Origin of the sequence: Pseudomonas sp. S8, from assembly GCF_050473925.1 — a bacterium.
In the GTDB taxonomy this organism is placed as follows: Bacteria; Pseudomonadota; Gammaproteobacteria; order Pseudomonadales; family Pseudomonadaceae; genus Aquipseudomonas; species Aquipseudomonas parakoreensis.
On sequence record NZ_JBFDVZ010000016.1, the window covers coordinates 4627327 to 4651130 of the forward strand.

General features: G+C 61.8%; 23 protein-coding genes and 1 other RNA gene. 13 read left to right on the forward strand and 11 right to left on the reverse strand.

The features are described from left to right. Positions 1-84 precede the first annotated feature (84 nt). The 3 genes from AB1J88_RS21960 (at position 85) to AB1J88_RS21970 (ending at position 4589) form a co-directional block, all read left to right on the forward strand. The gene (locus AB1J88_RS21960) at positions 85-2085 is read left to right on the forward strand and encodes an acyltransferase family protein (RefSeq protein ID WP_430291964.1); all 2001 of its coding nucleotides are present in this window, start codon (positions 85-87) and stop codon (positions 2083-2085) included. Positions 2086-2154: 69 nt separating this feature from the next. Beyond that, positions 2155-3621, forward strand: coding sequence for a 4-hydroxy-3-polyprenylbenzoate decarboxylase (ubiD, locus tag AB1J88_RS21965; RefSeq protein ID WP_430291965.1), 1467 nt, complete (start codon positions 2155-2157; stop codon positions 3619-3621). Next, positions 3621-4589 (forward strand): CDP-6-deoxy-delta-3,4-glucoseen reductase, encoded by a 969-nt coding sequence (locus AB1J88_RS21970; protein ID WP_414903995.1) that lies wholly within the window; start codon positions 3621-3623, stop codon positions 4587-4589. The genes ubiD and AB1J88_RS21970 overlap by 1 nt, the downstream gene beginning before the upstream one ends. A gap of 9 nt (positions 4590-4598) precedes the next feature. On the opposite strand, the gene AB1J88_RS21975 is transcribed toward AB1J88_RS21970, so the two are convergent. After that, positions 4599-5072 carry a sn-glycerol-3-phosphate transporter gene (locus AB1J88_RS21975; protein ID WP_430291966.1) on the reverse strand — a complete coding sequence of 158 codons (474 nt, stop codon included), beginning with the start codon at positions 5070-5072 and terminating at the stop codon, positions 4599-4601. A gap of 353 nt (positions 5073-5425) precedes the next feature. On the opposite strand from AB1J88_RS21975, the gene AB1J88_RS21980 reads away from it, so the two are divergent. Further along, positions 5426-6094, forward strand: coding sequence for a gamma-glutamylcyclotransferase (locus AB1J88_RS21980; protein ID WP_041072057.1), 669 nt, complete (start codon positions 5426-5428; stop codon positions 6092-6094). On the opposite strand, the gene glpT is transcribed toward AB1J88_RS21980, so the two are convergent. Next, positions 6070-7419, reverse strand: a complete 1350-nt coding sequence (gene glpT, locus AB1J88_RS21985; RefSeq protein ID WP_003229323.1) for a glycerol-3-phosphate transporter — start codon at positions 7417-7419, stop codon at positions 6070-6072. The two genes, AB1J88_RS21980 and glpT, sit on opposite strands and share 25 nt — an antisense overlap. 226 nt (positions 7420-7645) lie before the next feature. Here glpT and AB1J88_RS21990 point away from each other — a divergent pair, with 226 nt between their 5' ends. Together AB1J88_RS21990 and AB1J88_RS21995 are read left to right on the forward strand one after the other, a co-directional pair. Next, positions 7646-8275 carry a flagellar basal body-associated protein FliL gene (locus AB1J88_RS21990; protein ID WP_430291967.1) on the forward strand — a complete coding sequence of 210 codons (630 nt, stop codon included), beginning with the start codon at positions 7646-7648 and terminating at the stop codon, positions 8273-8275. 177 nt (positions 8276-8452) lie between these two features. Continuing rightward, positions 8453-9067 carry an energy transducer TonB gene (locus AB1J88_RS21995; protein ID WP_430291968.1) on the forward strand — a complete coding sequence of 205 codons (615 nt, stop codon included), beginning with the start codon at positions 8453-8455 and terminating at the stop codon, positions 9065-9067. 82 nt (positions 9068-9149) lie between these two features. On the opposite strand, the gene AB1J88_RS22000 is transcribed toward AB1J88_RS21995, so the two are convergent. Then, positions 9150-10127 (reverse strand): NADPH:quinone oxidoreductase family protein, encoded by a 978-nt coding sequence (locus AB1J88_RS22000; protein ID WP_115985873.1) that lies wholly within the window; start codon positions 10125-10127, stop codon positions 9150-9152. A gap of 150 nt (positions 10128-10277) precedes the next feature. On the opposite strand from AB1J88_RS22000, the gene AB1J88_RS22005 reads away from it, so the two are divergent. Beyond that, entirely contained in the window at positions 10278-10685 is a 408-nt protein-coding gene (locus AB1J88_RS22005) for a flagellar basal body-associated protein FliL (protein ID WP_027610485.1), read from the forward strand. A 16-nt stretch (positions 10686-10701) separates the two neighbouring features. On the opposite strand, the gene AB1J88_RS22010 is transcribed toward AB1J88_RS22005, so the two are convergent. The 4 genes from AB1J88_RS22010 to AB1J88_RS22025 form a co-directional block, all read right to left on the reverse strand. Further along, positions 10702-11820: an ABC transporter permease gene (locus AB1J88_RS22010; RefSeq protein ID WP_222017811.1), complete on the reverse strand. Its 1119-nt coding sequence runs from the start codon at positions 11818-11820 to the stop codon at positions 10702-10704. Next, on the reverse strand, positions 11820-14546 hold the full coding sequence (gene rbbA / locus AB1J88_RS22015) for a ribosome-associated ATPase/putative transporter RbbA (protein WP_430291969.1): 2727 nt from the start codon (positions 14544-14546) through the stop codon (positions 11820-11822). The genes AB1J88_RS22010 and rbbA overlap by 1 nt, the downstream gene beginning before the upstream one ends. Next, positions 14543-15508, reverse strand: coding sequence for an HlyD family secretion protein (locus AB1J88_RS22020; protein WP_041072069.1), 966 nt, complete (start codon positions 15506-15508; stop codon positions 14543-14545). The genes rbbA and AB1J88_RS22020 overlap by 4 nt, the downstream gene beginning before the upstream one ends. A 122-nt stretch (positions 15509-15630) precedes the next feature. Further along, the gene (locus AB1J88_RS22025; protein ID WP_047297220.1) at positions 15631-16080 is read right to left on the reverse strand and encodes an EVE domain-containing protein; all 450 of its coding nucleotides are present in this window, start codon (positions 16078-16080) and stop codon (positions 15631-15633) included. Between the two features lie 197 nt (positions 16081-16277). On the opposite strand from AB1J88_RS22025, the gene AB1J88_RS22030 reads away from it, so the two are divergent. Further along, entirely contained in the window at positions 16278-16433 is a 156-nt protein-coding gene (locus tag AB1J88_RS22030; protein ID WP_086792358.1) for a hypothetical protein, read from the forward strand. A 35-nt stretch (positions 16434-16468) separates the two neighbouring features. Here the strand turns inward: AB1J88_RS22030 and AB1J88_RS22035 are convergent, their stop codons facing one another. The 4 genes from AB1J88_RS22035 to AB1J88_RS22050 form a co-directional block, all read right to left on the reverse strand. After that, positions 16469-17074 carry a 5-formyltetrahydrofolate cyclo-ligase gene (locus AB1J88_RS22035; RefSeq protein ID WP_430291970.1) on the reverse strand — a complete coding sequence of 202 codons (606 nt, stop codon included), beginning with the start codon at positions 17072-17074 and terminating at the stop codon, positions 16469-16471. A gap of 80 nt (positions 17075-17154) precedes the next feature. Further along, positions 17155-17333: non-coding RNA, 6S RNA (gene ssrS / locus AB1J88_RS22040), on the reverse strand. A 30-nt stretch (positions 17334-17363) separates the two neighbouring features. Then, positions 17364-17681, reverse strand: a complete 318-nt coding sequence (locus AB1J88_RS22045; protein ID WP_008055229.1) for a cell division protein ZapA — start codon at positions 17679-17681, stop codon at positions 17364-17366. Then, complete coding sequence (locus tag AB1J88_RS22050) at positions 17678-17887, reverse strand: TIGR02449 family protein (protein WP_222017815.1); 210 nt, start codon at positions 17885-17887, stop codon at positions 17678-17680. The genes AB1J88_RS22045 and AB1J88_RS22050 overlap by 4 nt, the downstream gene beginning before the upstream one ends. A gap of 130 nt (positions 17888-18017) precedes the next feature. Between AB1J88_RS22050 and AB1J88_RS22055 the strand changes: the two genes are divergently transcribed. From AB1J88_RS22055 to AB1J88_RS22075, 5 genes are all read left to right on the forward strand, one after another. Then, positions 18018-18578 carry a YecA family protein gene (locus AB1J88_RS22055; protein WP_095668055.1) on the forward strand — a complete coding sequence of 187 codons (561 nt, stop codon included), beginning with the start codon at positions 18018-18020 and terminating at the stop codon, positions 18576-18578. 27 nt (positions 18579-18605) lie between these two features. Beyond that, entirely contained in the window at positions 18606-19940 is a 1335-nt protein-coding gene (gene pepP, locus AB1J88_RS22060) for a Xaa-Pro aminopeptidase (RefSeq protein WP_430291971.1), read from the forward strand. Further along, complete coding sequence (gene ubiH / locus AB1J88_RS22065; protein ID WP_430291972.1) at positions 19937-21124, forward strand: 2-octaprenyl-6-methoxyphenyl hydroxylase; 1188 nt, start codon at positions 19937-19939, stop codon at positions 21122-21124. The genes pepP and ubiH overlap by 4 nt, the downstream gene beginning before the upstream one ends. A 109-nt stretch (positions 21125-21233) precedes the next feature. Next, positions 21234-22451, forward strand: coding sequence for a 2-octaprenyl-3-methyl-6-methoxy-1,4-benzoquinol hydroxylase (locus AB1J88_RS22070; protein WP_430292711.1), 1218 nt, complete (start codon positions 21234-21236; stop codon positions 22449-22451). A gap of 214 nt (positions 22452-22665) precedes the next feature. After that, positions 22666-23670 carry an extracellular solute-binding protein gene (locus AB1J88_RS22075; RefSeq protein ID WP_041072084.1) on the forward strand — a complete coding sequence of 335 codons (1005 nt, stop codon included), beginning with the start codon at positions 22666-22668 and terminating at the stop codon, positions 23668-23670. Positions 23671-23804 lie beyond the last annotated feature (134 nt).

The following is a 23804-nucleotide window of genomic DNA, read 5'->3' on the forward strand; positions in this document are numbered from 1 at the left end:
CAATACAACCAGCAGCGCTCGCGAGCCTCTCGACTCGGGCTCGCGCTGTATAAAAACCACCACCTGATTGGCATTAAAGATTTTATGAGCACACTCGCTTATCGAAGGGATATCGACGGCCTGCGCGCAGTCGCGGTGATCGCCGTGGTGCTGTTCCACTTTGGCGTTCCGGGGTTTACCGGCGGTTTTGTCGGCGTGGACGTGTTCTTCGTGATCTCCGGTTACCTCATCACCTCGATCATCTGGAACCAGCGTCAAGCCGGGCGTTTCAGTTTCGTCGAGTTCTGGGCTCGGCGTGCGCGGCGGATTCTGCCGGCGCTGTTCGCGATGATCATTGCGGTGCTGGCGGTGGGCTGGTTCCTGCTGGCGCCCAAGGACTACGAAGAACTGGGGCGTTCGGTGCGCTATCAGGTGACGTTCGTCTCGAACATCCTGTTCATGCGCCAGGACGGTTACTTCGACGTCGCCTCTGACCTGAAACCGCTGCTCCATACCTGGTCACTGGCGGTGGAAGAGCAGTTCTACATCTTCTTCCCGCTGCTGCTGACGTTGCTCTCGAGCCGGTTGAAACACTGGCGGCTGGCGCTGTTCGCTGTGCTGCTGGTGTCGTTCGGGCTGAGTGTGTGGGCGATCCAGCATCATCCGGAAAAGGCTTTCTTCCTGTTGCCGATGCGTGCCTGGGAGTTGCTCGCCGGGGCGATGCTGGCGATTGCACCGAAACACGCCTGGCGTTTGAAACCGCTGGCCGCCCAAGCCTTGAGCCTGCTGGGCATGGGGTTGATCCTGCTGGCAGTGTTCGTCTACGACAAGTCGACGCCGTTCCCGGGAGCGACCGCGCTGCTGCCGGTGCTGGGCGTGGTGCTGCTGATTCTGGCCAACGGTCATCGCGAAACGCTGGTTGGTCAATTGTTGAGCAGTCGGGTGATGGTCGGCCTCGGCCTGATTTCCTATTCCTGGTACTTGTGGCACTGGCCGGTGTTCGTGTTTTCCAGCTACGCCAGCGTCGATGAGCCGGGCGCGCTCGATACGGCCGGGTTGATCCTGCTGACCCTGGTGCTGGGTTATCTGTCGTGGAAATTCGTCGAAACGCCGTTCCGCGAACGGCGTTTGCTCGCCGGTCGTCGGCAGATTCTGCTTGCCGGTTTCTGCGGCATCCTGGTGCTCGGTCTGGCCGGGCAATCGCTGCGCTGGACCGATGGCCTGCCATGGCGCTTGTCCGAGCAGGCCCTGCAATACGCCAAGGGGCGCGAGTGGCGGCCGGAGCTGATGGCGTGTCTGGCGGATGACAAGACCCCGGACGACAAGCTGTTCTGCCATTACGGCATGACGGACCTGCCGAGCCGCGCCATGGTCTGGGGCGACAGTCACGCCACGGCGCTGATCCCGGTGTTCGATGACGGCGCCAAGGCCCACGGCGTGAGCGTGATCCTGGCCAGTTCTCCCGGCTGCATTCCGGTCGATGGGCTGGAACATGACGGTGTCTGTGCGCGTTTCAACCAGCGTGTCGAGCAGGGGCTGAAGGCGCAATCGGTCAGCGATGTGGTGCTGGTTGCGCGTTGGAGCCTGTACCTGTACGGCGATGCCAAAGGTGATCTGGGTCATGTGCTGAGAACCACCGATGGTCGCTATGATCGTGCCGACGCCGAGCGGCGCCTGGCCGAAGGTCTGCGGGCCCGAGTGGCGCAATTGCGTGCCGGCGGGCATCGCGTGTGGCTGGTGAAAGAAGCGCCGTTGCAGGCGTTCAGTCCGCCCTATCGGCTGACACGTCTGGCGATGCTCGATCGTCCGGTCGATGACGTCGGGCTGGACGTCGAGGCGCACCACAAACGCCAGGTGTTCATCAGTCAGCTGTTTGCGCAACTTGCGCAGGAGGATCCGGCCGTGCGTGTGGTCGATCCGACGCCACGGCTGTGCGATGACAAAGGCTTGTGCCACGCTGAACTTGGCGGCTATTCGCTGTACACCGACGACAATCACTTGTCCGAAGTCGGTGCACGCTTCGTTGCGCCGATCCTCGAGCCGCTGTTTATGAGCCTGCAAGCCCGGGAAAACCGTGGAAAAGCGCAGACCAATGCAGCCAAGTAAGCAGCGACAGGCTGCCACAGGGCTGCATAGCAGGTAGGATGTACGCCTATTTTGAGGGTGCCATCGTCAATGAAATTCAAGGATCTTCGGGATTTCGTGCAGCAGCTTGAGCAGCGCGGAGAGTTGAAACGCATCCAGATTCCCGTCTCGCCGGTGCTGGAGATGACCGAGGTGTGCGACCGCACACTGCGGGCCAAGGGCCCGGCGCTGCTGTTCGAGAAGCCGACCGGCTACGACATCCCGGTGCTCGGCAACCTGTTTGGCACCCCGGAGCGGGTGGCCATGGGCATGGGCGCCGAGTCGGTCAGCGAACTGCGCGAGATCGGCAAGCTGCTGGCTTTCCTCAAGGAGCCGGAGCCGCCGAAGGGATTGAAGGATGCGTGGTCGAAACTGCCGATCTTCCGCAAGATCATTTCGATGGCACCGAAAGTCGTCAAAGACGCGGTGTGCCAGGAAGTGGTCATCGAAGGCGACGACGTCGACCTGGCGATGCTGCCGGTGCAGACCTGCTGGCCCGGCGACGTCGGCCCGCTGATCACTTGGGGCCTGACCGTCACCAAAGGCCCGAACAAGGAGCGCCAGAACCTCGGTATTTACCGTCAGCAAGTGATCGGCCGCAACAAGGTAATCATGCGCTGGCTCAGCCACCGTGGCGGCGCGCTGGACTTCCGCGAGTGGTGCGAAAAGCATCCGGGCCAGCCGTTCCCGGTGTCGGTCGCGCTGGGCGCCGACCCGGCGACCATCCTCGGCGCCGTGACGCCGGTGCCGGACAGCCTCTCCGAATACGCCTTCGCCGGCCTGCTGCGCGCTAACCGCACCGAGCTGGTCAAGTGCCGTGGCAACGACCTGCAAGTGCCGGCCACTGCCGAGATCATCCTCGAAGGCGTGATCCATCCGGGCGAGATGGCCGATGAAGGCCCGTACGGCGACCACACCGGTTACTACAACGAAGTCGACAGCTTCCCGGTGTTCACCGTCGAACGCATCACCCACCGGATCAAGCCGATCTACCACAGCACCTACACCGGCCGTCCGCCGGATGAGCCGGCAATTCTCGGCGTTGCGCTGAATGAAGTGTTCGTGCCGATCCTGCAGAAGCAATTCCCGGAAATCACCGACTTCTACCTGCCGCCGGAAGGCTGCTCGTACCGCATGGCCGTGGTGACAATGAAGAAGTCGTATCCGGGGCATGCCAAGCGCGTGATGCTCGGTGTCTGGTCGTTTTTGCGACAGTTCATGTACACCAAGTTCGTTATCGTCACTGACGACGATATCAATGCCCGCGACTGGAACGACGTGATCTGGGCCATCACCACGCGCATGGACCCCAAGCGCGACACGGTGATGATCGACAACACGCCGATCGACTACCTCGACTTCGCCTCGCCGGTCTCGGGCCTGGGCTCGAAAATGGGCCTGGATGCCACCCACAAGTGGCCGGGCGAAACCACTCGCGAGTGGGGCCGTGTGATCGTCAAGGACGACGCCGTCACCCGGCGGATCGATGCCATCTGGAATCAGTTAGGAATAGATTGATGCGTGTAACCCTGCAGCCCTCCGGAGCGGTGCTTGAGATACGGCCCGGCGAGCGGATTCTCGATGGTGCGCGGCGCCTGGGCTACGACTGCCCGCAAAGCTGTCGCAACGGCAATTGCCACGTGTGTGCGGCGCTGCTGGTGGAGGGCCGGGTCGAACAGGCCGGCAAGGTGCATGACCACGGCGAGTTCTACACTTGCATAGCCGAGCCGCTGGAAGACTGCGTCCTGCTGTGGGATGGCGTGCTCGCGCTGGGAGAACTGCCGGTGCGCAGCCTGTCGTGTCAGGTCATCGAATGCCGGGACGTCGGCGGCGACACCTGGCGCGTGCGCCTGCGTGCGCCGGCCGGCAAGCCACCGCGTTATCACGCCGGGCAGTACCTGATGATCGAGCGCGAGAACGGTGAAAAGTCAGCGTTCTCCATGGCCTCGGCACCGCACGGCGGACGGGATCTGGAAATCCACGTGCTGGCCCGTGAGGCCAGTGCGCTGAGCCTGATCGAGCAACTGCAGCGCAACCCGCTGGTGCGCGTCGAACTGCCGTTCGGCGACACCCACCTCGCCGAATTGCCTGACGGGCCGCTGGTGCTGATCGCCGCCGGCACCGGCATGGGCCAGATTCACAGCTTGATCGAACACTGCCGCGCCAACGGCTTCAAGCACCCGGTGCATCTGTACTGGGGCGTGCGCCGCCCGGAAGATTTCTACGACATCGAGCATTGGGACGAATGGCTGAAGCTGCCCAATCTGTTCCTGCACAAAGTGGTCAGCGACCAGTGCGGTTGGGAAGGGCGCTGCGGGATGTTGCACCAGGCCGTGTGCGAGGACTTCGCCGATCTGAAGGCCCTGCACGTCTACGCCAGCGGCTCGCCGGCGATGGTCTACGGCACGCTGGATGCGCTGGTGGAAGCGGGCATGGATGCGCACCAGATGCGCGCCGACGTATTTGCCTATGCGCCGCGATCTTGAGCCCCGCCCCTAGAAACGTACACCGCTAGTCACCATCGCCGCATTGGCGCCGAGAAACACCAGCTCGGCAGCCAATGGGCCGTAGTGAGTCCCGATGGACGGAATGATCACTGGCGCAACGCCATAGCGGTTCAACGGGATCTTGTCCTTGTAATCACCACGATAACCCTGCAACAGCCCGCCCGTGACTTTCAAATACACCGGATACTCACGGCTGTCATAGCGCTTGCCGGCATAGGCGTAGTTCGAGCGCTGGCGGAACGAATTACGGAAAGTTGCCCCGCCAAAGACCCAGCCCGAAGCCTGATTGCGTTCGATGCCGATCAAGTCCTGATGATTATTGTGCTCGGGGTCGGGCGAATAATGTCGGGTGTAGACGCTGGTCTGGGCATACCAGAAGCCCGTGTCCTGCGCATCGTCCGCGGCCAATGCATGGCCGGTCTGAGTCATCAGCAATACGGTCAGAAGTCTTGGGAGGTTCATTGTGCAGCCTCGGTTAAACGGGATGGCTTGCGCCAGAGGAAGGCCGTTATACGTTGGCGTTCAGCGACGGAGAAGAAAGAAAGTCCGACATTTTAGTAGGAAGTTTCCCGCGCCTTCATGAACGAAACCTGAACAAGCGAAGGCTTATGCATATTTCGTTCGGGTATTTAAGATATTGCTGCAAGGGTATTAGGCTATATAAAACCGGATAACCGGGCAGATGATCCCGCATTATCATTGTCAGGCGGGTCATACATCCTTTAGCACTTTTCGTTTTACAGTTACTGCTATATGTTCTATCAAGCGAATTGTGCTTACATCTTGTAATACTTGCGGGGCCGAACACTTCCGTCATGACCGCCATTGAATCTGCTTTTGTGAATCTGGCTTACCCTCCGCGGCTCGATCTGGGGCCGCAGCTGACCCACGAACAACTTCTCGTCTCGATGCAATCGACCATGGCGCGCCACAAGGGTGGGCCGGTGTGGCTGTTTGCTTACGGCTCGCTGATCTGGCGCCCGGAGTGCACGGCGGTAGAGCGGGTGCGCGGGCGAGTCCACGGTTACCATCGCGGCTTGTACCTGTGGTCGCATGAGCATCGTGGAACGCCGGAAATGCCTGGGCTGGTGTTTGGTCTGGATCGTGGCGGTTCATGCAGCGGCTTCGCCTATCGGCTGCCGGAAGAGAATCTCGACGCTGCGCTGTACGCGCTGTGGAAACGCGAGATGCCGTTCCCGTCCTATCGCCCGCACTGGCTGAACTGCCGGCTCGAAGATGGCAGTCAGGTTCAGGCGTTGGGGTTTGTTCTGGAGCGACACCTGCCCAGCTATGCCGGCAACTTGCCGGATCATGTGCTGAGTCAGGTGTTCGAAAGCGCTTGCGGGCGCTACGGCACCACTCGCGATTATGTCGAGCAGACCGCCCACGCCCTGCGCAGCCACGCCATGCCGGATCGAAATCTGGAGGCGCGGCTCAAGCGCTGTCAGGCAAAAGCCGATCAGGCGACGGCTTCGCGACTCTGACTGGCGACTTGCTTGTGCCATAGCGTCGGGGCGAGGAAGGCCATCGACAGCAGGCAAGCGCCCACCAGCAGGACAAAACCACCGTCCCAGCCGAAGTGGTCAACGGTATAGCCCATCGCCGCACTCGCCGCGACCGAACCGCCCAGATAGCCGAACAGACCGGTGAAGCCTGCTGCCGTGCCGGCGGCTTTCTTCGGTGCCAGCTCCAGCGCCTGCAGACCGATCAGCATCACCGGGCCGTAGATCAGAAAACCGATCGAGAACAGCGCGATCATGTCCACGGTCGGGTTGCCGGCCGGGTTCAGCCAATACACCAGCGTCGCCACGGTCACGAGTGCCATGAACACCATGCCGGTCAGGCCGCGGTTGCCACGGAAGATCTTGTCCGACATCCAGCCGCACAGCAGCGTGCCCGGAATGCCCGCCCACTCGTAGAAGAAGTAAGCCCACGAAGTCTTGTCGACGTCGAAGTGCTTGGCTTCTTTCAGGTAGGTCGGCGCCCAGTCCAGTACGCCGTAGCGCAGCAGGTAGACGAAGACGTTGGCCATGGCGATGTACCAGAGCATTTTGTTGCGCAGCACGTATTTGACGAAGATTTCCTTGGCGCTGAATTCGTCTTCGTGGCTGGCGTCGTAGCCTTCCGGGTAATCGTTCTTGTACTTCTCGATCGGCGGCAGACCGACCGATTGCGGGGTGTCGCGCATGGTGATGAAGGCAAACACCGCTACGCCCAGCGCTACCGCTGCCGGGACGTAGAACGCTGCGTGCCAGTCATTGAACAGGCCCATGCCGATCAGGAACAGCGGGCCGATCAGACCGCCGCCGACGTTATGCGCCACGTTCCACACCGAGACCACGCCGCCCCGTTCCTTCTGCGACCACCAGTGCACCATGGTGCGCCCGCTCGGCGGCCAGCCCATGCCCTGGGCCCAGCCGTTGATGAACAGCAGGATGAACATCATGGTCACGCTGGACGTCGCCCACGGCGCGAAACCGAAAATGAACATCACCCCGGCCGACACCAGCAAGCCGAACGGCAGGAAATAACGCGGGTTGGAACGGTCGGAGACCAGGCCCATCAGGAACTTCGACAGACCGTAGGCAATCGCGATGGCCGACATCGCCAGACCCAGATCGCCACGGCTGTAGCCCTCGTCGATCAGGTACGGCATGGCCAGCGAGAAGTTTTTGCGCAGCAGGTAGTAACCCGCGTAGCCAAAGAAAATACCGGCGAAGATCTGCCAGCGCAGGCGTCGATAAGTGCTGTCTATTTTTTCTTCAGGCAATGGAGCCTGATGTGCGGCAGGACGAAAGAAAGCAAACATTCAAGAGCTCCAGATTTCTTGTTTTGACTGCGGATGCGAATGTTACAGTTTCGTTACCGAAAATAGCACCGGTTCGCATCGGCAAAACAGCGGAAAATGTTGGAAGTCGCATGTTCTTTTACGAACCTGTCGCTCAGCTGTAAAAACAGGACGTTTTCACCACTTATCAACATGGTGTGGCATAGACTCGCGGCCCGTTCAGCCAATTGATCAGCAGAGATAGGAAATGGCCCTGAAGGTTCGCATGTTGGTGCCGAGGTTCTTGGTGGCGGCGGGGCTCGCCGTTGTGCTGCTGACATTGATCGTCACCGATCATCCTTCCCATTCCGGCCTGCGCAACGCCACGGTGCTGATCATCCGTCATGCGGAAAAACCGGATGTCGGATCTGTGCTCAACGCCCGGGGCGAACAGCGTGCAGCCGCCTACGTCGACTATTTCTCTGCGCTGCAACTCGACGGCCAAGCGCTCACCCCGCAGCGTTTGATCGCTGCAGGCGACACCCCGGAGAGTTCGCGCTCACGCCTGACCCTGACCCCGCTGGCCCAACAACTGAACCTCGCGATCGAGCAGCCCTACGTCAATGGCGATCTGCATCAATTGGTCAAACTGTTGCGCAAAAGCAATCAGGCGCAAACGGTGCTGATCGCCTGGCACCACGGCCACATCAATAAACTGCTCAAGGCCTTTGGTGGCGACCCCACGGCGCTGATGGGGCAGGAAAGATGGCCGGATGAAGTCTTCGACTGGCTGATCGTTTTGCGCTTCGATGACAAGGGACGGCTGATTCCGTCTCGCAGTCTGAAGGTTCAGGAACATTTGTTGCCGGGCGACGCGGCAGCGACCAGTGGCGGCTAAACATCCGTCAGAAAATGTACCTGAAGCCCGTTGCGCAGGGCGTTCGCCTGTTTTCTTGTCAGGATCAGGAAATGTCCTGCATTCAATAGCGAAGCTGCGCCATTCAGTTAACAGGCAGTGCTCCGTAACCTTTCTGTTGTTGCCGGACAGGCATCTCAATCGGGAAGGGGCGAGATCATGCGGTGGTTCTTTGCTGGGCTTTTATTGACGATCTTCAGTCTTGCGCTGGCAGCGGAAGGGTTACTCATACCGGAAAACAATCCCAAGCCGATTTACCCGAAGCTGTTGCACAGGGCCGGGGTCGAAGGCGAAGTCAGGGTCAGTTTTGTCGTCAAGGCGGATGGTTCGGTCAGCGCGATCAGCATTGTGCAAAGTGATCACCCTGATCTGGCTGAGGCGGTCAAAGACGCGATAACACAGTGGCGCTTCAAGCCCTGGACGGCTGAAGACGGGCGGCCTGCAGAACAGCCCGTGGTGGCACCGATGCTCTTTCGACTGGGCCGGGACGAGCCGATCCACCTCAATCAGTGGCTGAAGTCAGTGAAGTGTCATGTCATCACTGGCAGTTTCAGGAACATGCCTGAGTACGCCTGGGTCGACGCGGACGTGTTTCATTACACCCGCGCTTACGTTTCGAACGCGATCCACAAGAGTCAGTTGGCCGATGATCAACGTCTGGCAATCATCGCCAGGATGAATCGGCGCGTACCGATGATCGTCAGAGGCTGCCGGGAGGCCCCCATGCGGAGATACATGAGTTTTCTGCCGGGAGAGGTTCGTGAGTTGCTTTGATAACCAGCGCCGCTGAGAGTGAAGCTGTGTTGCTGCCTGGCGCGAACCGGGCCGGCTCCAAGGGGCGCCGGCCGGGAAAAACTCAGCGCACCTGCACCACCACCTTGCCCACCGCCTTGCGCTGCCCCAGATCGTTGATCGCCTGCGCCGCGTTGCTCAGCGGGTACACCTGCGACACCAGCGGTTTCAGCTTGCCTTCGGCGAACCAGCCGAACAGTTGCTGGAAGTTTGCTGCGTTGTCCTGTGGCTGGCGCTGGGCGAAGGAGCCCCAGAACACGCCGAGCACGGCTGCACCTTTGAGCAGCGCGAGGTTGACCGGCAGTTCGGGGATGCGTCCGCTGGCGAAGCCGACCACCAGCAGGCGGCCGTTCCAGGCGATGGCGCGAATGGCCTGGTCAAACAGGTCGCCGCCGACCGGGTCGTAGATCACGTCGGCGCCCTGGCCGTCGGTGAGGCGTTTGATTTCGTCCTTGAGGCTGGTTTCGCTGTAGTTGATCAGTTCATCGGCACCGGCGGCCTTGGCCACGGCGAGTTTTTCCGCGCTGCTGGCGGCGGCAATGACCCGGGCGCCCATGGCTTTGCCGATCTCCACTGCCGCCAGGCCGACGCCGCCCGAAGCGCCGAGCACCAGCAGGGTCTCGCCCGGTTGCAGGTTTGCCCGTTGCTTGAGGGCGTGCATCGAAGTGCCGTAGGTCATGCTGAACGCGGCGGCGGTGTTGAAATCCATCGACGGCGGGATCGGCAGCACGTTGTAGCCCGGCACCGCGACCTGTTCGGCGAAACTGCCCCAGCCGGTCAGGGCCATGACCCGGTCGCCCACTTTCAGATGGCTGACCTTTTCACCGACGGCACTGACCACCCCAGCCGCTTCGCCCCCGGGGGAAAACGGGAAGGGCGGCTTGAACTGGTACTTGCCCTCGATGATCAGCGTGTCCGGGAAGTTGACCCCGGCGGCGTGCACCTCCAGCAAGATTTCGTTCTTCTTCGCGACAGGACTGGCGACGTCTTCCAGCACCAGCGATTCGGCAGGGCCGAAGGCTTTGCACAGCACGGCTTTCATCAGGGCTATTCCTTTGGGAGTGATGGCCGATAAGTGTAGGTATGTCAGTCAACGGGTCAACGAGCATGCCCGGCCCTGATAGTCAGCCATAAGCTTGTGCTTGCGCGGCGGGTCGTTATGCTAGGCCGCAAACCGGATAAGGAGCGAATTGTGAAAGCGTGGATCATGTTGTTGCTGGCCCTGTCTCTGCCTGTGGCAGCGCTGGCCGAAGAAGCCAAAGAAGGCGAGGCGCCGAAAGTCAACTACATCACCCTGAGCCCGCCGTTCGTGGGCAATTACGGGCTGGACGGCACGCCGAAGCTGAAGGTCTACAAGGCCGACGTGGCGCTGCGTGTGACCGGTGAAGAGGCGACCAAACTGGTCAAGGCCAACGAGCCGCTGATCCGCAATCAACTGGTGGCGCTGTTCACTCAGCAGACCACCGAGGCGATGGGCAGCATCGAAGGCAAGGAAAAGCTGCGTCAGGAAGCCCTGAAGCAGACCCAGCAAGTGATGAATGACGAGACCGGCAAGCCGGTGGTTGAAGATCTGCTGTTCAACAACCTGATCATTCAGTAAACACGCTGGCCGCTGTTCAGGACGCCAGGCTCTTGCGAAAGCGTGCCAGCGCGATGAGGAAGAACAGCAGGCCGATGGCTGTCAGCGCCAGCAAGTCCGGCCAGACCACGCTCAGCCCGGCGTCGCGAAACAGAATCGCGGCGCTGAGGCTGACAAAGTGCGTGGACGGCGAGCCCTGCATCACCCACTGCAACCATTGCGGCATGCTGTCCAGCGGTGTGCTGCCGCCCGACAGCAGCAACATCGGGATGATCACTGGAATCGCCAGCAGGCCGAACTGCGGCGTCGAACGCGCCAGCGTCGCCAGAAAGATGCCCAGCGCGGTGCTGGCAAACAGATAAACCGCCGTCACCAGCAAAAACAGGCTCATCGAGCCAGCCAACGGCACATCCAGCAGGCCTTTGACCACCACTTCCAGCGACAACCAGGTGCACAGCACCACCACCAGCAGGTTGCTCCAGATTTTCGCCAGCATGATTTCCAGCGCCGTCAGCGGCAGCACCAGCAAATGGTCGAGCGTGCCGTGTTCGCGTTCGCGCAGCAGCGCCGTGCCGGTGAGGATGATCGCCAGAATGGTGATGTTGTTGACGATCTGAATCACCGCCAGAAACCAGCCACCCTCCAGATTGGTGTTGAACAGGGCGCGAGTAGTCAGTTGCACGGGTGCCTTGGTCGCTGCTTCACCCTGACCTGCATAGTCGAGTAACTCGCGCTGGAAGATCCGGCCAATGTAGCCAGCGCCCATGAACGCCTGGCTCATGGCCGTGGCGTCGACATTGACCTGAATCGCCGGTTGCCGCGCCGCCAGCAGATCGGTTTGAAAGCCCGCCGGGATGTTGATGACGAAGGTGTATTGACCGCTGTCCATCACCTGGTCCAGCTGAGGGTAAGGCAACAGCACCGGCGTCTGGAACTCCGGCGGCTGCAGAGCTTGGGCCAACTGGCGCGAGAGGGCGCTGTGGTCTTCGTCAACGATCGCCACGCTGGCGTTGTGCACGCCGATCACCGAGCCGGCGGCGGGCATGTAAATCGCCACGGTGAAGGCGTAGAACAGGAACAGCAGCAACACGCTGTCATGGCGCAGGCTGGTCAGTTCCTTGAGGCCCAGGCGCAGGATGTGCGCGAACTTGTGCATCAGGCCTCCTGCTTTTTCAGCATGATCAGGCTCAGCCCGGTGAACCCGACAAAGAACCCGAACAGCGCCAGGCACTGCGGCCACAGCTGACGCACGTCCAGCGCTTTGGTGAACGTGCCCACCGCGATGTCGAGGAAGTGCCCCGCGGGAAACAGCATACCCATCACCGCAGCCGCACCCTCCAGCGACGAGCGCGGCACGATCAGCCCGGAGAACTGGATGGTCGGCAGGCTGGTGATGATCATGGTGCCGAGGATCGCGGCGATTTGCGTGCGGGTGAACGCCGAAATCAGCAGGCCCATGCTGGTGGTCGCCAGCACGTACAGCAGGCCGCCGAATGCCAGCGTCAGCAGGCTGCCCTTGAACGGCACGCCGAACAGCCAGCGATTCATCGCCACCAGCACCGCGAGGTTGACCAGACTGACCAGCAGGTACGGCGCCTGCTTGCCCAGCAGAAACTCCAAGCGGGTCAGGGGCGTGGCGTAGAAATTGGTGATCGAGCCCAACTCCTTTTCGCGCACGATGCCCAACGCCGTCAGCATCGCTGGAATAAAGGCGAGGATCAGCGCCATGACCCCGGGGCCGATGGCGTTGACGCTGACCACGTCCTGGTTGTAGCGAAAGCGGGTTTGCAGACTGGCGGCCGCCGGGCGGGCCAGCGCCGGGCTGCTTTGCTCGGCCAGTTGTTGCAGATTGGCCAGGTGCACGGCTTCAACATAGTTGCGGCTGGTTTCGGCGCGAAACGGCATGCCGCCATCCAGCCACGCCGCCACAGCGGGTTGGCGCCCGGCGTACAAATCGCGGCCGAATCCGGGCGGGATTTCCAGTGCCAGTTTGATTTCCGAGCGTTGCAGGCGCCGGTGCAGCTCCTGTGGATTACGAATGGCCGGCTGCTCGTCGAAGTAGCGGGAGCCGCGAAACGCTTCAAGATAAGCCCGGCTCTGCGGCGTCTGATCCTGGTCGTACACGGCGAACGCGAGGTTTTCCACGTCCAGGGAAATCCCGTAGCCGAAAATCACCATCATGAAAATCGCCCCCGCCAGTGCGAACGCCATGCGCACCTTGTCGCGCAGCAGTTCCTTGCCTTCGCGACGGGCCACCGCCAGCAGGCGACCGAGGCTGAAACCGTGACGCGGCACCGGGGTTGTCGCTGCGGTCGGCGGCGCCATCTGCGGCTCGGTTAAAGGCGCCAATGCCTGAGCGCCCTGAGCCTGTTCCAGGCAGGTGACGAAGGCCGCTTCCAGCGTCTCTCCAGCGAACTGGCGTTGCAGTGCCGCCGGGGTATCGCACGCGAGAACCTTGCCGGCGTGCATCAGTGAGATGCGGTCGCAGCGCTGCGCTTCGTTCATGAAGTGCGTGGAGAGGAAGATCGTCACGCCTTGTTCACGGGACAACTCGATCAACAGTCGCCAGAAGTCATCGCGGGCTGCCGGATCGACGCCGGAGGTCGGCTCGTCGAGGATCAGCACTTCCGGGCGGTGCAGCACTGCCACCGCCAGCGACAGACGCTGGCGCAGGCCCAATGGCAATGCCCCGGATGGCTGGTCGGCGACCGCGAGCAGATTGAAGCGCTGAATCAATGCCTCGATGCGCTGTGCGCTCTCGGTTTTGGGCAGGTCGAACAGCCGCGCGTGCAGTTCGAGGTTCTGTCGCACACTGAGTTCGCCATACAGCGAAAAGCTCTGCGACATGAACCCGACCCGCTTGCGCGTGGCCAGATCCTTGGCGTTTACCGGGTTACCGAGCAGCGTCGCACTGCCTTCACTGGCCGGCATCAGCCCGGTCAGAACCTTCATGGTAGTGGTCTTGCCGCAGCCGTTGGAGCCAAGAAAGCCGAAAATCTCGCCACGCCCAATGGCAAAACTGACGTGATCCACGGCGGTGAAATCGCCGAAGCGCAGCGTCAGGTCGTGGGCTTGGATGGCGATGTCGTTGCTGTTGCCGGTGCGCGGTGGAATCACCAGCGGTTGAGCGTCGTGCTGGCTGTCACCCTGGAAATGGGTAAAGGCGTCATCGAGTTTGCCGCTGGGGGTGACGGCCGCCAGCTCGCGGCTCAGGCCGGTGGCGATCAACTGGCCGGCGTCGAGCATCAGGCAATGCTCGAATTGCTCGGCTTCTTCCATATACGCCGTGGCGACCAGCAGCGTCAGTTGCGGGCGCTGGCTGCGCACATCGTCGACCAGCTCCCAGAAACGCCGGCGCGAGAGCGGGTCGACGCCAGTAGTCGGCTCATCGAGGATCAACAGGTCGGGCTCATGGATCAGCGCGCAGCACAGCCCGAGTTTCTGCTTCATGCCGCCGGACAACTTGCCGGCGGGGCGCTCGGCAAATTTCAGCAAGTCGGTCGCGAGCAACAGGCTGTGCATGCGTTGCTCGCTTTCAGCCCTGGACAGGCCAAACAGCGTCGAGAAGAACTGGATGTTCTCGCGGATCGACAGCTCGGGGTACAAGTTGCCGCCCAGCCCCTGCGGCATGAAGGCGATACGTGCATAGAGTGTGTCGCGATGCCGGCGATCCTGGATCGCGCCTCCGAGCACTTGCAGTTGCCCTTGTTGCAGGGTTTTCACGCCGGCGATCAACCCCAGCAGGCTGGACTTGCCCGCGCCATCGGGGCCGATCAACCCGCAGCGGGTTCCGGCGGGCAGGCTGAAGGCGATCTCCTTCAGCGCTTGCTGTTTGCCGTAGCGGTGGGCGATACCGTTCGCTTGAACCGCAAGGCTGCTCATTGCAGATTGGCCGGCCATTCGACAGGTGCGATCCGCACATAGCCGGCGCCGGGCATGCCGGGCTTGGCCTGTGGCACGGCGCTGGGCTGGGTCAGGCGCAACTTGACGCGGAACACCAGTTTTTGTCGCTCGTCGCGGGTCTCGACTTCTTTGGGGGTGAATTGCGATTTGGCCGCGACGAAACTGATTTTTGCCGGCAGCGGTTTATCGGGCAAGGCATCAAGCAACACGCGCGCCTCGTCGCCCACGGCCAGGCGCCCGGCCACCGCAGCTGACAGATAGAGGTTCATGTACTGGTCGTTGGGATCGATCAGCAACAAGACCCGGCCGCCGGCACCCAGCACTTCGCCGGGTTCGGCCATGCGCAGCTGGATCACGCCATCAATCGGCGCGCGCAGAAGGCTGTCGTCGATTTCGCTGGTCAGCTGCGCCACCTGCGCCTGCGCTGCGCCGATTGTTGCGCTGACCGCAGATACCTGGGCGCGGGCTGCGGTCACCGCAGCGTTGCCGGTGCCAATTCGCGACTGCAGTTGATCGATGATCTGCGCGCTGACGTAACCGTGCTTGAACAGTGACTGCGAGCGGCCGAGCTCTTGCTGGGCCAGCAGCAGCTCACTCTGACGCAACTGCACATTGGCCTGAGCGGCGTTGAGATTCTCCCGGGCGCGCAGGACTTCGGCTTCGGCCTGATTGCGCTGGGCTTCGAGGGTGCGGGTGTCCATGCGCGCCAGCAGTTGTCCTTTGCTGACCTTGTCGCCTTCATCCACCAGCACCTCGGCCAGGCGCCCGGGCGTCTTGCTGGCGATCTGCACCTCGGTGGCTTCCAGGCGCCCGTTGCCCATCGACAGCCCCTCGACCAGCCGGCTGCTGATCGACATCCAGTAACCGAGGCCACCCGCGGCGGCGAGTAACACCAGGAGCGAACCGGCATATAGAAGTGAAGAACGGCTGTGCGTCGACATGGGGGCATCCTGCGGCTGTGGCGTCCAGTCTGACTGTTCAAGCGTTCCACTCGCTTGATGTCAGTCAAATGAGCGCCAAGCCTAGCCCTTTTTTCGGGTAAAAAACCGTGACCGGAGAGTTCTCAGCGCAAACCGAGCACGACGGCCCACTGTTCGGCGGTCACCGGCATGACCGAAAGACGGCTGCCTTTTTGCACCAGCGGCATCTCGGCCAATGCGGTCTGCTGCTTCAGATAATCCAGTTTCAGCACCCGGGCAAAGGTCTCGACGTGTGCAACATCGATTGCACTCCAGGCGTTTTTCTCGGGCGTGGCTTTCGGGTCGAAGTAATGGCTTTCGGGGTCCAGTGCGGTGGGATCCGGGTACGCTGCCTGAATAATCCTGCCGATTCCGGCAATCCCCGGCTCCGGGCAACTGGAGTGGTAGAAAAAGAACTCATCCCCGACCGCCATCGCCCGCAGGAAATTGCGCGCCTGATAGTTGCGAACCCCGTCCCAGCGCGCTTTGCCGAGTGTCTCCAGGCCTTTGATCGAGAGTTCGTCCGGCTCGGATTTCATCAGCCAATAGGCCATGTCTTTTGCTCCTCAAGCGGTGATTGGACAGGTTGTCGGGCAATTTTATGACAAACCGACGGTCGGTTGACGTCAGCATTTGCGCCCGGGTTCACGTTGTCGCAAAATGCCGGCCTTTAAAGCTTGACGCTGCTGCACGGCCTACGAACGGAAACCGCTGCTGTCATCGTGATGATGTGCCTTGAGGGGGGCAATCGATGAAACGCAAACCGGATTTGCTATGGACTTTGGTTATTTTGTTCGGCCTCGGCGTCGTAACCACCGGTTATGCGCAAAGTCTGTGGACGAGCAAGACCGATGCACCGATTGAAGTCGCGCAGCAGGTCCAACAGTCGACCGCGTTCAAGCGCTGAAACAGCCTTCCCGACGCCGCTGACCTGCGCGGCGTCTACCCTGCGACATACCACGCCTTATCGGTGACCGTGCCCTGCAACGGTACATCCCAGCTGGCCTGCGCCAGGCGTTCGACCTTCTGACATTCATGGGCCAGCCCCAGCAACGTCGGCTTGCGCCAGTTTTTGCGCCGGGCCAGGTAGGCCAGACTGCGGTCGTAGAATCCGCCGCCCATCCCCAGCCGTCCGCCGACATCGTCAAATCCCACCAGTGGCAACAGCACCAGATCCAGGGTCCAGATCCTGCGTTGCTGAGCCAGATTGGCTCGCGGTTCGAGAATGCGAAAGCGATTGGGCTTGAGCTTGTCGCCCGGGCGAATCCGCTGGAACACCATTTTGGTTCGCGGCCAGGCACTGAGCACTGGCAGGTAGGTGGCCTTGCCGCGCCGCTGGGCTTCGCGCAGCAGCAGGCGCGGGTCGATTTCACCGTCGGTGGGCAGGTACAGGGAAATGTATCTGGCCCGGCGAAAGTGCGGGTCTTGCGCCAGTTGGCGGAACAGGCCTTTGGCTGCCTGGCGTTGTTCGCTCGGGGTCAATGCGCGGCGCGCCTTGCGCAGAAGGCGGCGGAGTTGCGGGCGGGGCAGCAGCGCGGGTTCGGTCATGGTTCGGCTTCGGCAGGTGAGGGCGAAAACGCACGCATAAAAAATCCGATGCCGGCAAAAACCGGCATCGGATTCGAATCAGGCTCCCCGGATGAACCGCTGTCAACTTAGCCCTTGAACCCGAAAGTTCAAGGTGGAGGATGCAGTAGACTTTAAGGCTTTCCGTCTGGCGGACATGCACACCAGCCCAACGTGCAACCTCCAGGGTAGTGCAAATCGGCTCAGGGACATCGTCAACTGGCAAGCACCCCAGGGAGTGCCGCGAGTATACCTCAAGCGGCCCGGCGAATCAGCCCTTGGTGACGTCCGGATCGGTCGCCAGCACCAGATCGACACGATCGAGCAAGTCGCGCACCTGTTCACGGGTCGAGCCGCTGGCCTGGATGTCCGGGCGCTCTTCTTTGTGCAAGAGGTCGTGGGTGATATTCAGCGCGGCCATCACGGCGATACGGTCGGCGCCGATGACTTTGCCGCTGCTGCGGATCTCGCGCATCTTGCCGTCCAGGTAGCGGGCGGCGCTGACCAGATTGCTGCGTTCTTCCTGGGGGCAGATGATCGAATATTCTTTGTCGAGGATCTGCACGGTAACGCTATTGCTTGAACTCATGAGTCTTGCTCCAGGGCCTTGAGGCGCGAAATCATCGATTCGACCTTACGCCGGGCGATTTCGTTTTTTTCAATGAGGTGAGCGCGTTCCTCGCGCCAGGTCTTTTCCTGAGCTAGTAAGAGTGCGTTTTGACTCTTAAGTTGCTCCACTCGACTAATCAGCAGTTCGAGTCTGGCCATCAGCGCTTGCAGGTTGGTGTCTTCCATTGTGTCCACTGAGTCGGAGTCTGTCTGATGGGATAGCTGGCGGACAGCCTTTAATAGTCTTGGCGAGTCTGTCGATGTAGGATACAAGGCCTTCATTCTAGACATAGCGCCGTCTGGCGCCTAGCTGCCCATGACCATTGCGAATTCCCCGTACCAAGCCTTTGCCACCCTGCTGACTGCCAGCGGCCACAACGTCTCGCCTGCCGAACTGCATGGCCTGCTGCTCGGCCGCAGCTGCGCCGGCGCCGGCTTCGATAACGAAGGCTGGTTGATCGACGCCGCCGAACTGCTCGAAGGCGATATCCAGGACAACGTCCGCAACGCCCTGATCGGCCTGCAAGAAATGGTCAAGGGTGAGTTGACTGGCAGCGACGTGACCGTCGTTCTGCTGCTGCCGACCGATGATGCGCCGCTGGCCGACCGCGCCGCTGCACTGGGCCAATGGTGCCAGGGCTTCCTCAGCGGTTTCGGCCTGAACTGCCGCGACAGCAGCATGCTCAGCACCGAAGCGACCGAAGTGCTGCAGGATCTGGCCGCGATTTCCCAGGTGCAAGATGCCCTGGAAGAGTCCGAAGACGGCGAAACCGACTACATGGAAGTCATGGAGTATCTGCGCGTCGCGCCGCTGCTGCTGTTCTCGGAAACCAGAAAAGCCGACGTGCCGCCAGCCGCCAAGCCGTCGCTGCATTAATCGCGTGCCAGGGAAAGCCATCTGCCCATGACCCATATCCCCAAAGCGGAATACAGCCGTCGCCGCAAGGCCCTGATGGCGCAGATGGAACCCAACAGCATCGCGATCCTGCCCGCCGCCGCGGTGGCCATTCGCAACCGCGACGTCGAGCATGTCTATCGTCAGGACAGCGACTTTCAGTACCTCAGTGGATTCCCCGAACCGCAGGCGGTCATCGTCCTGATGCCCGGCCGCGAGCATGGCGAGTACGTGCTGTTCTGCCGTGAACGCAACGCCGAACGTGAGTTGTGGGACGGTCTGCGCGCCGGGCAGGAAGGCGCGATCCGTGATTACGGCGCTGACGACGCGTTCCCGATTACCGACATCGACGACATCCTGCCGGGCCTGATCGAAGGCCGCGATCGGGTGTATTCGGCGATGGGCAGCAACCCGGAGTTCGACCGGCACCTGATGGACTGGATCAACGTGATCCGCTCCAAGGCGCACCTCGGCGCCCAGCCGCCGAACGAATTCGTTGCCCTGGATCACCTGCTGCACGACATGCGCCTGTATAAATCGGCGGCAGAAGTGAAGGTGATGCGCGAAGCAGCGCGGATTTCCGCTCAGGCGCATATCCGCGCGATGCAGGCCAGCCGGCCGGGACTGTACGAGTACAGCCTGGAAGCCGAGCTCGATTACGAGTTTCGCAAGGGCGGGGCGAAGATGCCGGCTTACGGCTCGATTGTCGCCGCCGGACGCAACAGCTGCATCCTGCATTACCAGCAGAATGACGCGCTGCTCAAGGACGGCGATCTGGTATTGATCGACGCCGGTTGCGAAATCGACTGCTACGCCAGCGACATCACTCGCACCTGGCCGGTCAACGGCAAGTTCTCGCCAGAGCAAAAAGCGATTTACGAGTTGGTGCTGGCCTCGCAGGAAGCCGCAGTCGCTGAAATCGCCCCGAACAAAAACTGGAATCAGGCGCACGAAGCCACGGTTCGGGTGATTACCACGGGGCTGGTAAAACTTGGATTGCTGCAAGGCGAGGTCGACGAATTGATCGCGACCGAAGCTTATAAAGCGTTTTACATGCACCGTGCCGGGCACTGGCTGGGCATGGATGTACACGACGTCGGCGAATACAAGGTCGGCGGCGAATGGCGGGTGCTGGAGGTCGGCATGGCGCTGACCGTGGAGCCGGGCATCTACATCGCCCCGGACAACCAGAACGTAGCAAAGAAATGGCGCGGCATTGGCGTGCGCATCGAGGATGACGTGGTAGTGACCAAGACCGGTTGTGAAATATTGACCAGCGGCGTACCGAAAACCGTCGCCGAGATCGAAGCGCTGATGGCGCAAGCACGGACCCACGCGGCATGAGTCGAGTCAATCTGGCAATCATCGGCGGCGGTCTGGTCGGCGCCAGTCTGGCGTTGGCCTTGCAGGCTGGGGCCAAGGCGCGCGGCTGGAAGATCGTCCTGATCGAACCGTTCGCCCCCGGCGACAGTTGGCAGCCGAGCTACGACGCCCGTTCATCGGCGCTGTCCTTCGGTTCACGGCAGATCTATCAGCGGCTGGGCGTGTGGCAGGAGATTTCCCGCCGCGCCGAGCCGATCAAACAGATTCACGTCTCCGATCGGGGTCGCTTCTCCACCGCCCGTCTGTCGGCGATGGAAGAGGGCGTGCCGGCGCTCGGTTATGTGGTGGAGAATGCCTGGCTCGGCCAGTGCCTGTGGCAGCATCTGGATAAAGACGTGATCAGTTGGCGTTGCCCGGCGGAGGTTACGCGCATGGAGCCGCTGCCCGACGGTTATCGCCTGACCCTCAACGATGAAACCAGCATCGAGTGCGATCTGGCGGTGCTCGCCGATGGTGGCCGTTCCGGTTTGCGCGAACAATTGGGCATCAACGTGCGCAAGCGTCCGTACAACCAGAGCGCGCTGATCGCCAACATCACCCCGAGCGAAGCGCACTACGGCATGGCCTTCGAGCGTTTCACCGACGAAGGGCCGATGGCCTTGCTGCCGCTGCCGGACAACCGCTGTGCGCTGGTCTGGACCCGCCTGGGCATGGACGCGCAGCGTTTGGCAGACTTGAGCGAGCGCGATTTCCTCAGCGAACTGCAGGGCGTGTTCGGCTACCGCCTCGGCACCTTGAAACAGGTCGGTGCGCGGCATCTGTACCCACTGTCCTTGGTCGAGGCCGAGGAGCAAGTGCGCTCGCATCTGGCGGTGCTCGGCAACGCTGCACACAGCCTGCACCCGATTGCCGGGCAGGGTTTCAACCTGTCCTTGCGCGATGCCGATGCATTGGCCGCGGCGCTGCTCGCCAGTGACCAGCCGCTGGGCGACTTCGCCACGTTGCAGGCCTATCGCGAGCGCCAGCGCCTAGATCAGGAACTCACCGTGGGCTTCTCCGATCAGGTCACCCGCCTGTTCGGCAGCACCCAGCCGCTGGTGTCGCTGGGGCGCAACATTGGCTTGCTCGGTCTCGATCTGCTGCCACCGGCCAAGCGCTGGTTTGCCCGTCAGGCCATGGGGCTGGGGACGCGGCCGGATGCTTGAGCGGCGGGTCGGCACTTTCACTTTCAGCAGCGCGCCGCTAACTGGCGCGCTCGCTAAAACCCTTTACGGGCGGCGCATGCCGCCAGCGAGACAGGCTTAAAGCATGGAAATGCGCGCAGATCTGCTGATTGTCGGAGCCGGAATGGTCGGCAGCGCCCTCGCGTTGGCGTTGCAGGACAGTGGCCTGGAAGTGTTGCTGCTCGACGGCAGCCCGCTGAGCGTCAAACCGTTCGATGCCGCCGCGCCGTTCGAGCCGCGAGTGAGCGCCTTGTCGGCGGCCAGCCAGCGGATTCTCGAACGCCTTGGCGTCTGGGACGGCATCGCCAAACGCCGCAGCAGCCCGTACACCGACATGCATGTGTGGGACGGCAGCGGCACCGGGCAGATTCATTTCTCGGCGAGCAGTGTGCATGCCGAAGTGCTCGGTCATATCGTCGAAAACCGCGTGGTGCAGGATGCCTTGCTCGATCGTTTGCACGATTGCGATCTGGGCATGCTGGCCAACGCACGGCTGGAGCAGATGCGTCGTTCCGGTGACGACTGGCTGCTGACCCTGGCCGATGGTCGCCAGTTGCGTGCGCCGCTGGTGATCGCGGCGGATGGCGCCCATTCGGCGGTGCGCCGTCTGACCGGCGTCGCCACCCGCGAGTGGGATTACCTGCACCATGCCATCGTTACCAGCGTGCGCAGCAGCAAGCCGCACCGGATGACCGCGTGGCAGCGTTTTACCGATCACGGGCCGCTGGCGTTTCTGCCGCTGGAGCGTGACGGGCAGCAAGACTGGTGCTCGATCGTCTGGTCGACCACGCCGAGTGAAGCCGAACGCCTGATGGCGCTGGATGAAGCCGCGTTCTGCCGTGAGCTGGAGCGTGCGTTCGAAGGTTGCCTGGGCGAAGTGCTCAGCGCTGACCCACGGCTGTGCGTGCCGCTGCGTCAACGTCACGCCAAGCGCTATGTCGCCGAAGGGCTGGCGCTGATTGGCGATGCGGCGCACACCATTCACCCGTTGGCCGGGCAGGGCGTCAACCTGGGTTTCCTCGATGCGGCGGTGCTGGCTGAAGTGCTGCTGCAAGCCGCGGAACGCGGCGAGCGCCTGGCGGACGTGAAGGTGCTGAGCCGTTACGAGCGTCGACGCATGCCGCACAACCTCGCGCTGATGGCGGCGATGGAGGGCTTCGAACGCTTGTTCCAGGCCGACCCGTTGCCGGTACGCTGGTTGCGCAACGCCGGGTTGAAGCTGGTGGAGCAGATGCCGGAGGCCAAGGCTCTCTTTGTTCGTGAAGCACTTGGCCTCACAGGCGACCTCCCCGCGCTCGCCAAACCCTGAGTCGATAACGCTCTCTGTAGGAGCTGCCGAAGGCTGCGATCTTTTGATCTTGGTTTAAGATCGAAAGATCGCAGCCTCGTTTCACTCGGCAGCTCCTACAGGGGTGTGTTGCCCTGTGCAACATCTGGTAACTCCTTGCCCAAGTGTTCGATTGAGCTGGTAAATGTGAGTCCTTATCATTTGGCCCACATTTTCCGACCGAGAGATCACTCCCATGTTGGCACCCAAGCGTCTTCTGACCGCACTGGCCCTGACCCTGATCGGCAGCACCACCGCCCAGGCCGCCGACGAGGTGGTGGTCTACTCATCGCGTATCGACGAGCTGATCAAACCGGTGTTCGACGCCTACACCGCGAAAACCGGGGTGAAGATCAAGTTCATCACCGACAAGGAAGCGCCGCTGATGCAGCGGATCAAGGCCGAAGGCGAAAACGCCACCGCCGACCTGCTGCTGACCGTCGATGCCGGCAACCTCTGGCAGGCCGAGCAGATGGGCATTCTGCAGCCGTTCACCTCGAAGACCATCGACGCCAACATTCCTGCGCAATATCGCTCCTCGACCCACGCCTGGACCGGCCTGAGCCTGCGCGCGCGGACCATCGCCTATTCCACCGAAAGGGTTAAACCGGGCGAGTTGACCACCTACGAAGCGCTGGCCGACAAGAACTGGGAAGGACGCCTGTGTCTGCGCACGGCGAAGAAGGTCTACAACCAGTCGCTGACCGCGACCATGATCGAAGTGCACGGCGCCGAGAAGACCGAGAAGATCCTCAAGGGCTGGGTCAACAACCTGTCCACGGACGTGTTCTCCGACGACGTCGCGGTGCTGGAAGCGATCAACGCCGGGCAGTGCGACGTCGGCATCGTCAACACCTACTACTACGGTCGCCTGCACAAACAGAAACCGGACCTGCCAGTGAAACTGTTCTGGCCGAATCAGGCCGATCGCGGCGTGCATGTCAACCTGTCCGGTATCGGCCTGACCCAACATGCACCGCACCCGGAGGCAGCCAAGGCGCTGGTCGAATGGATGACCACACCTGAAGCGCAGAAAATCTTCGCCGACGTGAACCAGGAATTCCCGGCCAACCCGGCGGTGGCACCTTCGGAAGAAGTGGCAGCGTGGGGCAAGTTCGTCGCTGACACCTTGCCGGTGGAAGTGGCGGGCAAGCGACAGGCTGAAGCGATCCGCATGATGGATCGGGCGGGCTGGAACTAAAACCTTGGTTATATCCTGTGGCGAGGGGATTTATCCCCGATGGGGTGCGAAGCACCCCCAATGCCCTTAATCAAAGCGTACTGATACACCGCGGGCGTAGTTTTTACGAATGCTGCGCATCCGATCGGGGATAA

Bases quoted from the DNA above. Each gene is read 5' to 3' on its own strand.
- AB1J88_RS21960 (WP_430291964.1), top strand. From the start codon at position 85: ATGAGCACACTCGCTTATCGAAGGGATATCGACGGCCTGCGCGCAGTC.
- ubiD (WP_430291965.1), top strand. From the start codon at position 2,155: ATGAAATTCAAGGATCTTCGGGATTTCGTGCAGCAGCTTGAGCAGCGC.
- AB1J88_RS21970 (WP_414903995.1), top strand. From the start codon at position 3,621: ATGCGTGTAACCCTGCAGCCCTCCGGAGCGGTGCTTGAGATACGGCCC.
- AB1J88_RS21975 (WP_430291966.1), bottom strand. From the start codon at position 5,072: ATGAACCTCCCAAGACTTCTGACCGTATTGCTGATGACTCAGACCGGC.
- AB1J88_RS21980 (WP_041072057.1), top strand. From the start codon at position 5,426: ATGACCGCCATTGAATCTGCTTTTGTGAATCTGGCTTACCCTCCGCGG.
- glpT (WP_003229323.1), bottom strand. From the start codon at position 7,419: ATGTTTGCTTTCTTTCGTCCTGCCGCACATCAGGCTCCATTGCCTGAA.
- AB1J88_RS21990 (WP_430291967.1), top strand. From the start codon at position 7,646: ATGGCCCTGAAGGTTCGCATGTTGGTGCCGAGGTTCTTGGTGGCGGCG.
- AB1J88_RS21995 (WP_430291968.1), top strand. From the start codon at position 8,453: ATGCGGTGGTTCTTTGCTGGGCTTTTATTGACGATCTTCAGTCTTGCG.
- AB1J88_RS22000 (WP_115985873.1), bottom strand. From the start codon at position 10,127: ATGAAAGCCGTGCTGTGCAAAGCCTTCGGCCCTGCCGAATCGCTGGTG.
- AB1J88_RS22010 (WP_222017811.1), bottom strand. From the start codon at position 11,820: ATGCACAAGTTCGCGCACATCCTGCGCCTGGGCCTCAAGGAACTGACC.
- rbbA (WP_430291969.1), bottom strand. From the start codon at position 14,546: ATGAGCAGCCTTGCGGTTCAAGCGAACGGTATCGCCCACCGCTACGGC.
- AB1J88_RS22020 (WP_041072069.1), bottom strand. From the start codon at position 15,508: ATGTCGACGCACAGCCGTTCTTCACTTCTATATGCCGGTTCGCTCCTG.
- AB1J88_RS22025 (WP_047297220.1), bottom strand. From the start codon at position 16,080: ATGGCCTATTGGCTGATGAAATCCGAGCCGGACGAACTCTCGATCAAA.
- AB1J88_RS22030 (WP_086792358.1), top strand. From the start codon at position 16,278: ATGAAACGCAAACCGGATTTGCTATGGACTTTGGTTATTTTGTTCGGC.
- AB1J88_RS22035 (WP_430291970.1), bottom strand. From the start codon at position 17,074: ATGACCGAACCCGCGCTGCTGCCCCGCCCGCAACTCCGCCGCCTTCTG.
- AB1J88_RS22045 (WP_008055229.1), bottom strand. From the start codon at position 17,681: ATGAGTTCAAGCAATAGCGTTACCGTGCAGATCCTCGACAAAGAATAT.
- AB1J88_RS22050 (WP_222017815.1), bottom strand. From the start codon at position 17,887: ATGGAAGACACCAACCTGCAAGCGCTGATGGCCAGACTCGAACTGCTG.
- AB1J88_RS22055 (WP_095668055.1), top strand. From the start codon at position 18,018: ATGACCATTGCGAATTCCCCGTACCAAGCCTTTGCCACCCTGCTGACT.
- pepP (WP_430291971.1), top strand. From the start codon at position 18,606: ATGACCCATATCCCCAAAGCGGAATACAGCCGTCGCCGCAAGGCCCTG.
- ubiH (WP_430291972.1), top strand. From the start codon at position 19,937: ATGAGTCGAGTCAATCTGGCAATCATCGGCGGCGGTCTGGTCGGCGCC.
- AB1J88_RS22070 (WP_430292711.1), top strand. From the start codon at position 21,234: ATGCGCGCAGATCTGCTGATTGTCGGAGCCGGAATGGTCGGCAGCGCC.
- AB1J88_RS22075 (WP_041072084.1), top strand. From the start codon at position 22,666: ATGTTGGCACCCAAGCGTCTTCTGACCGCACTGGCCCTGACCCTGATC.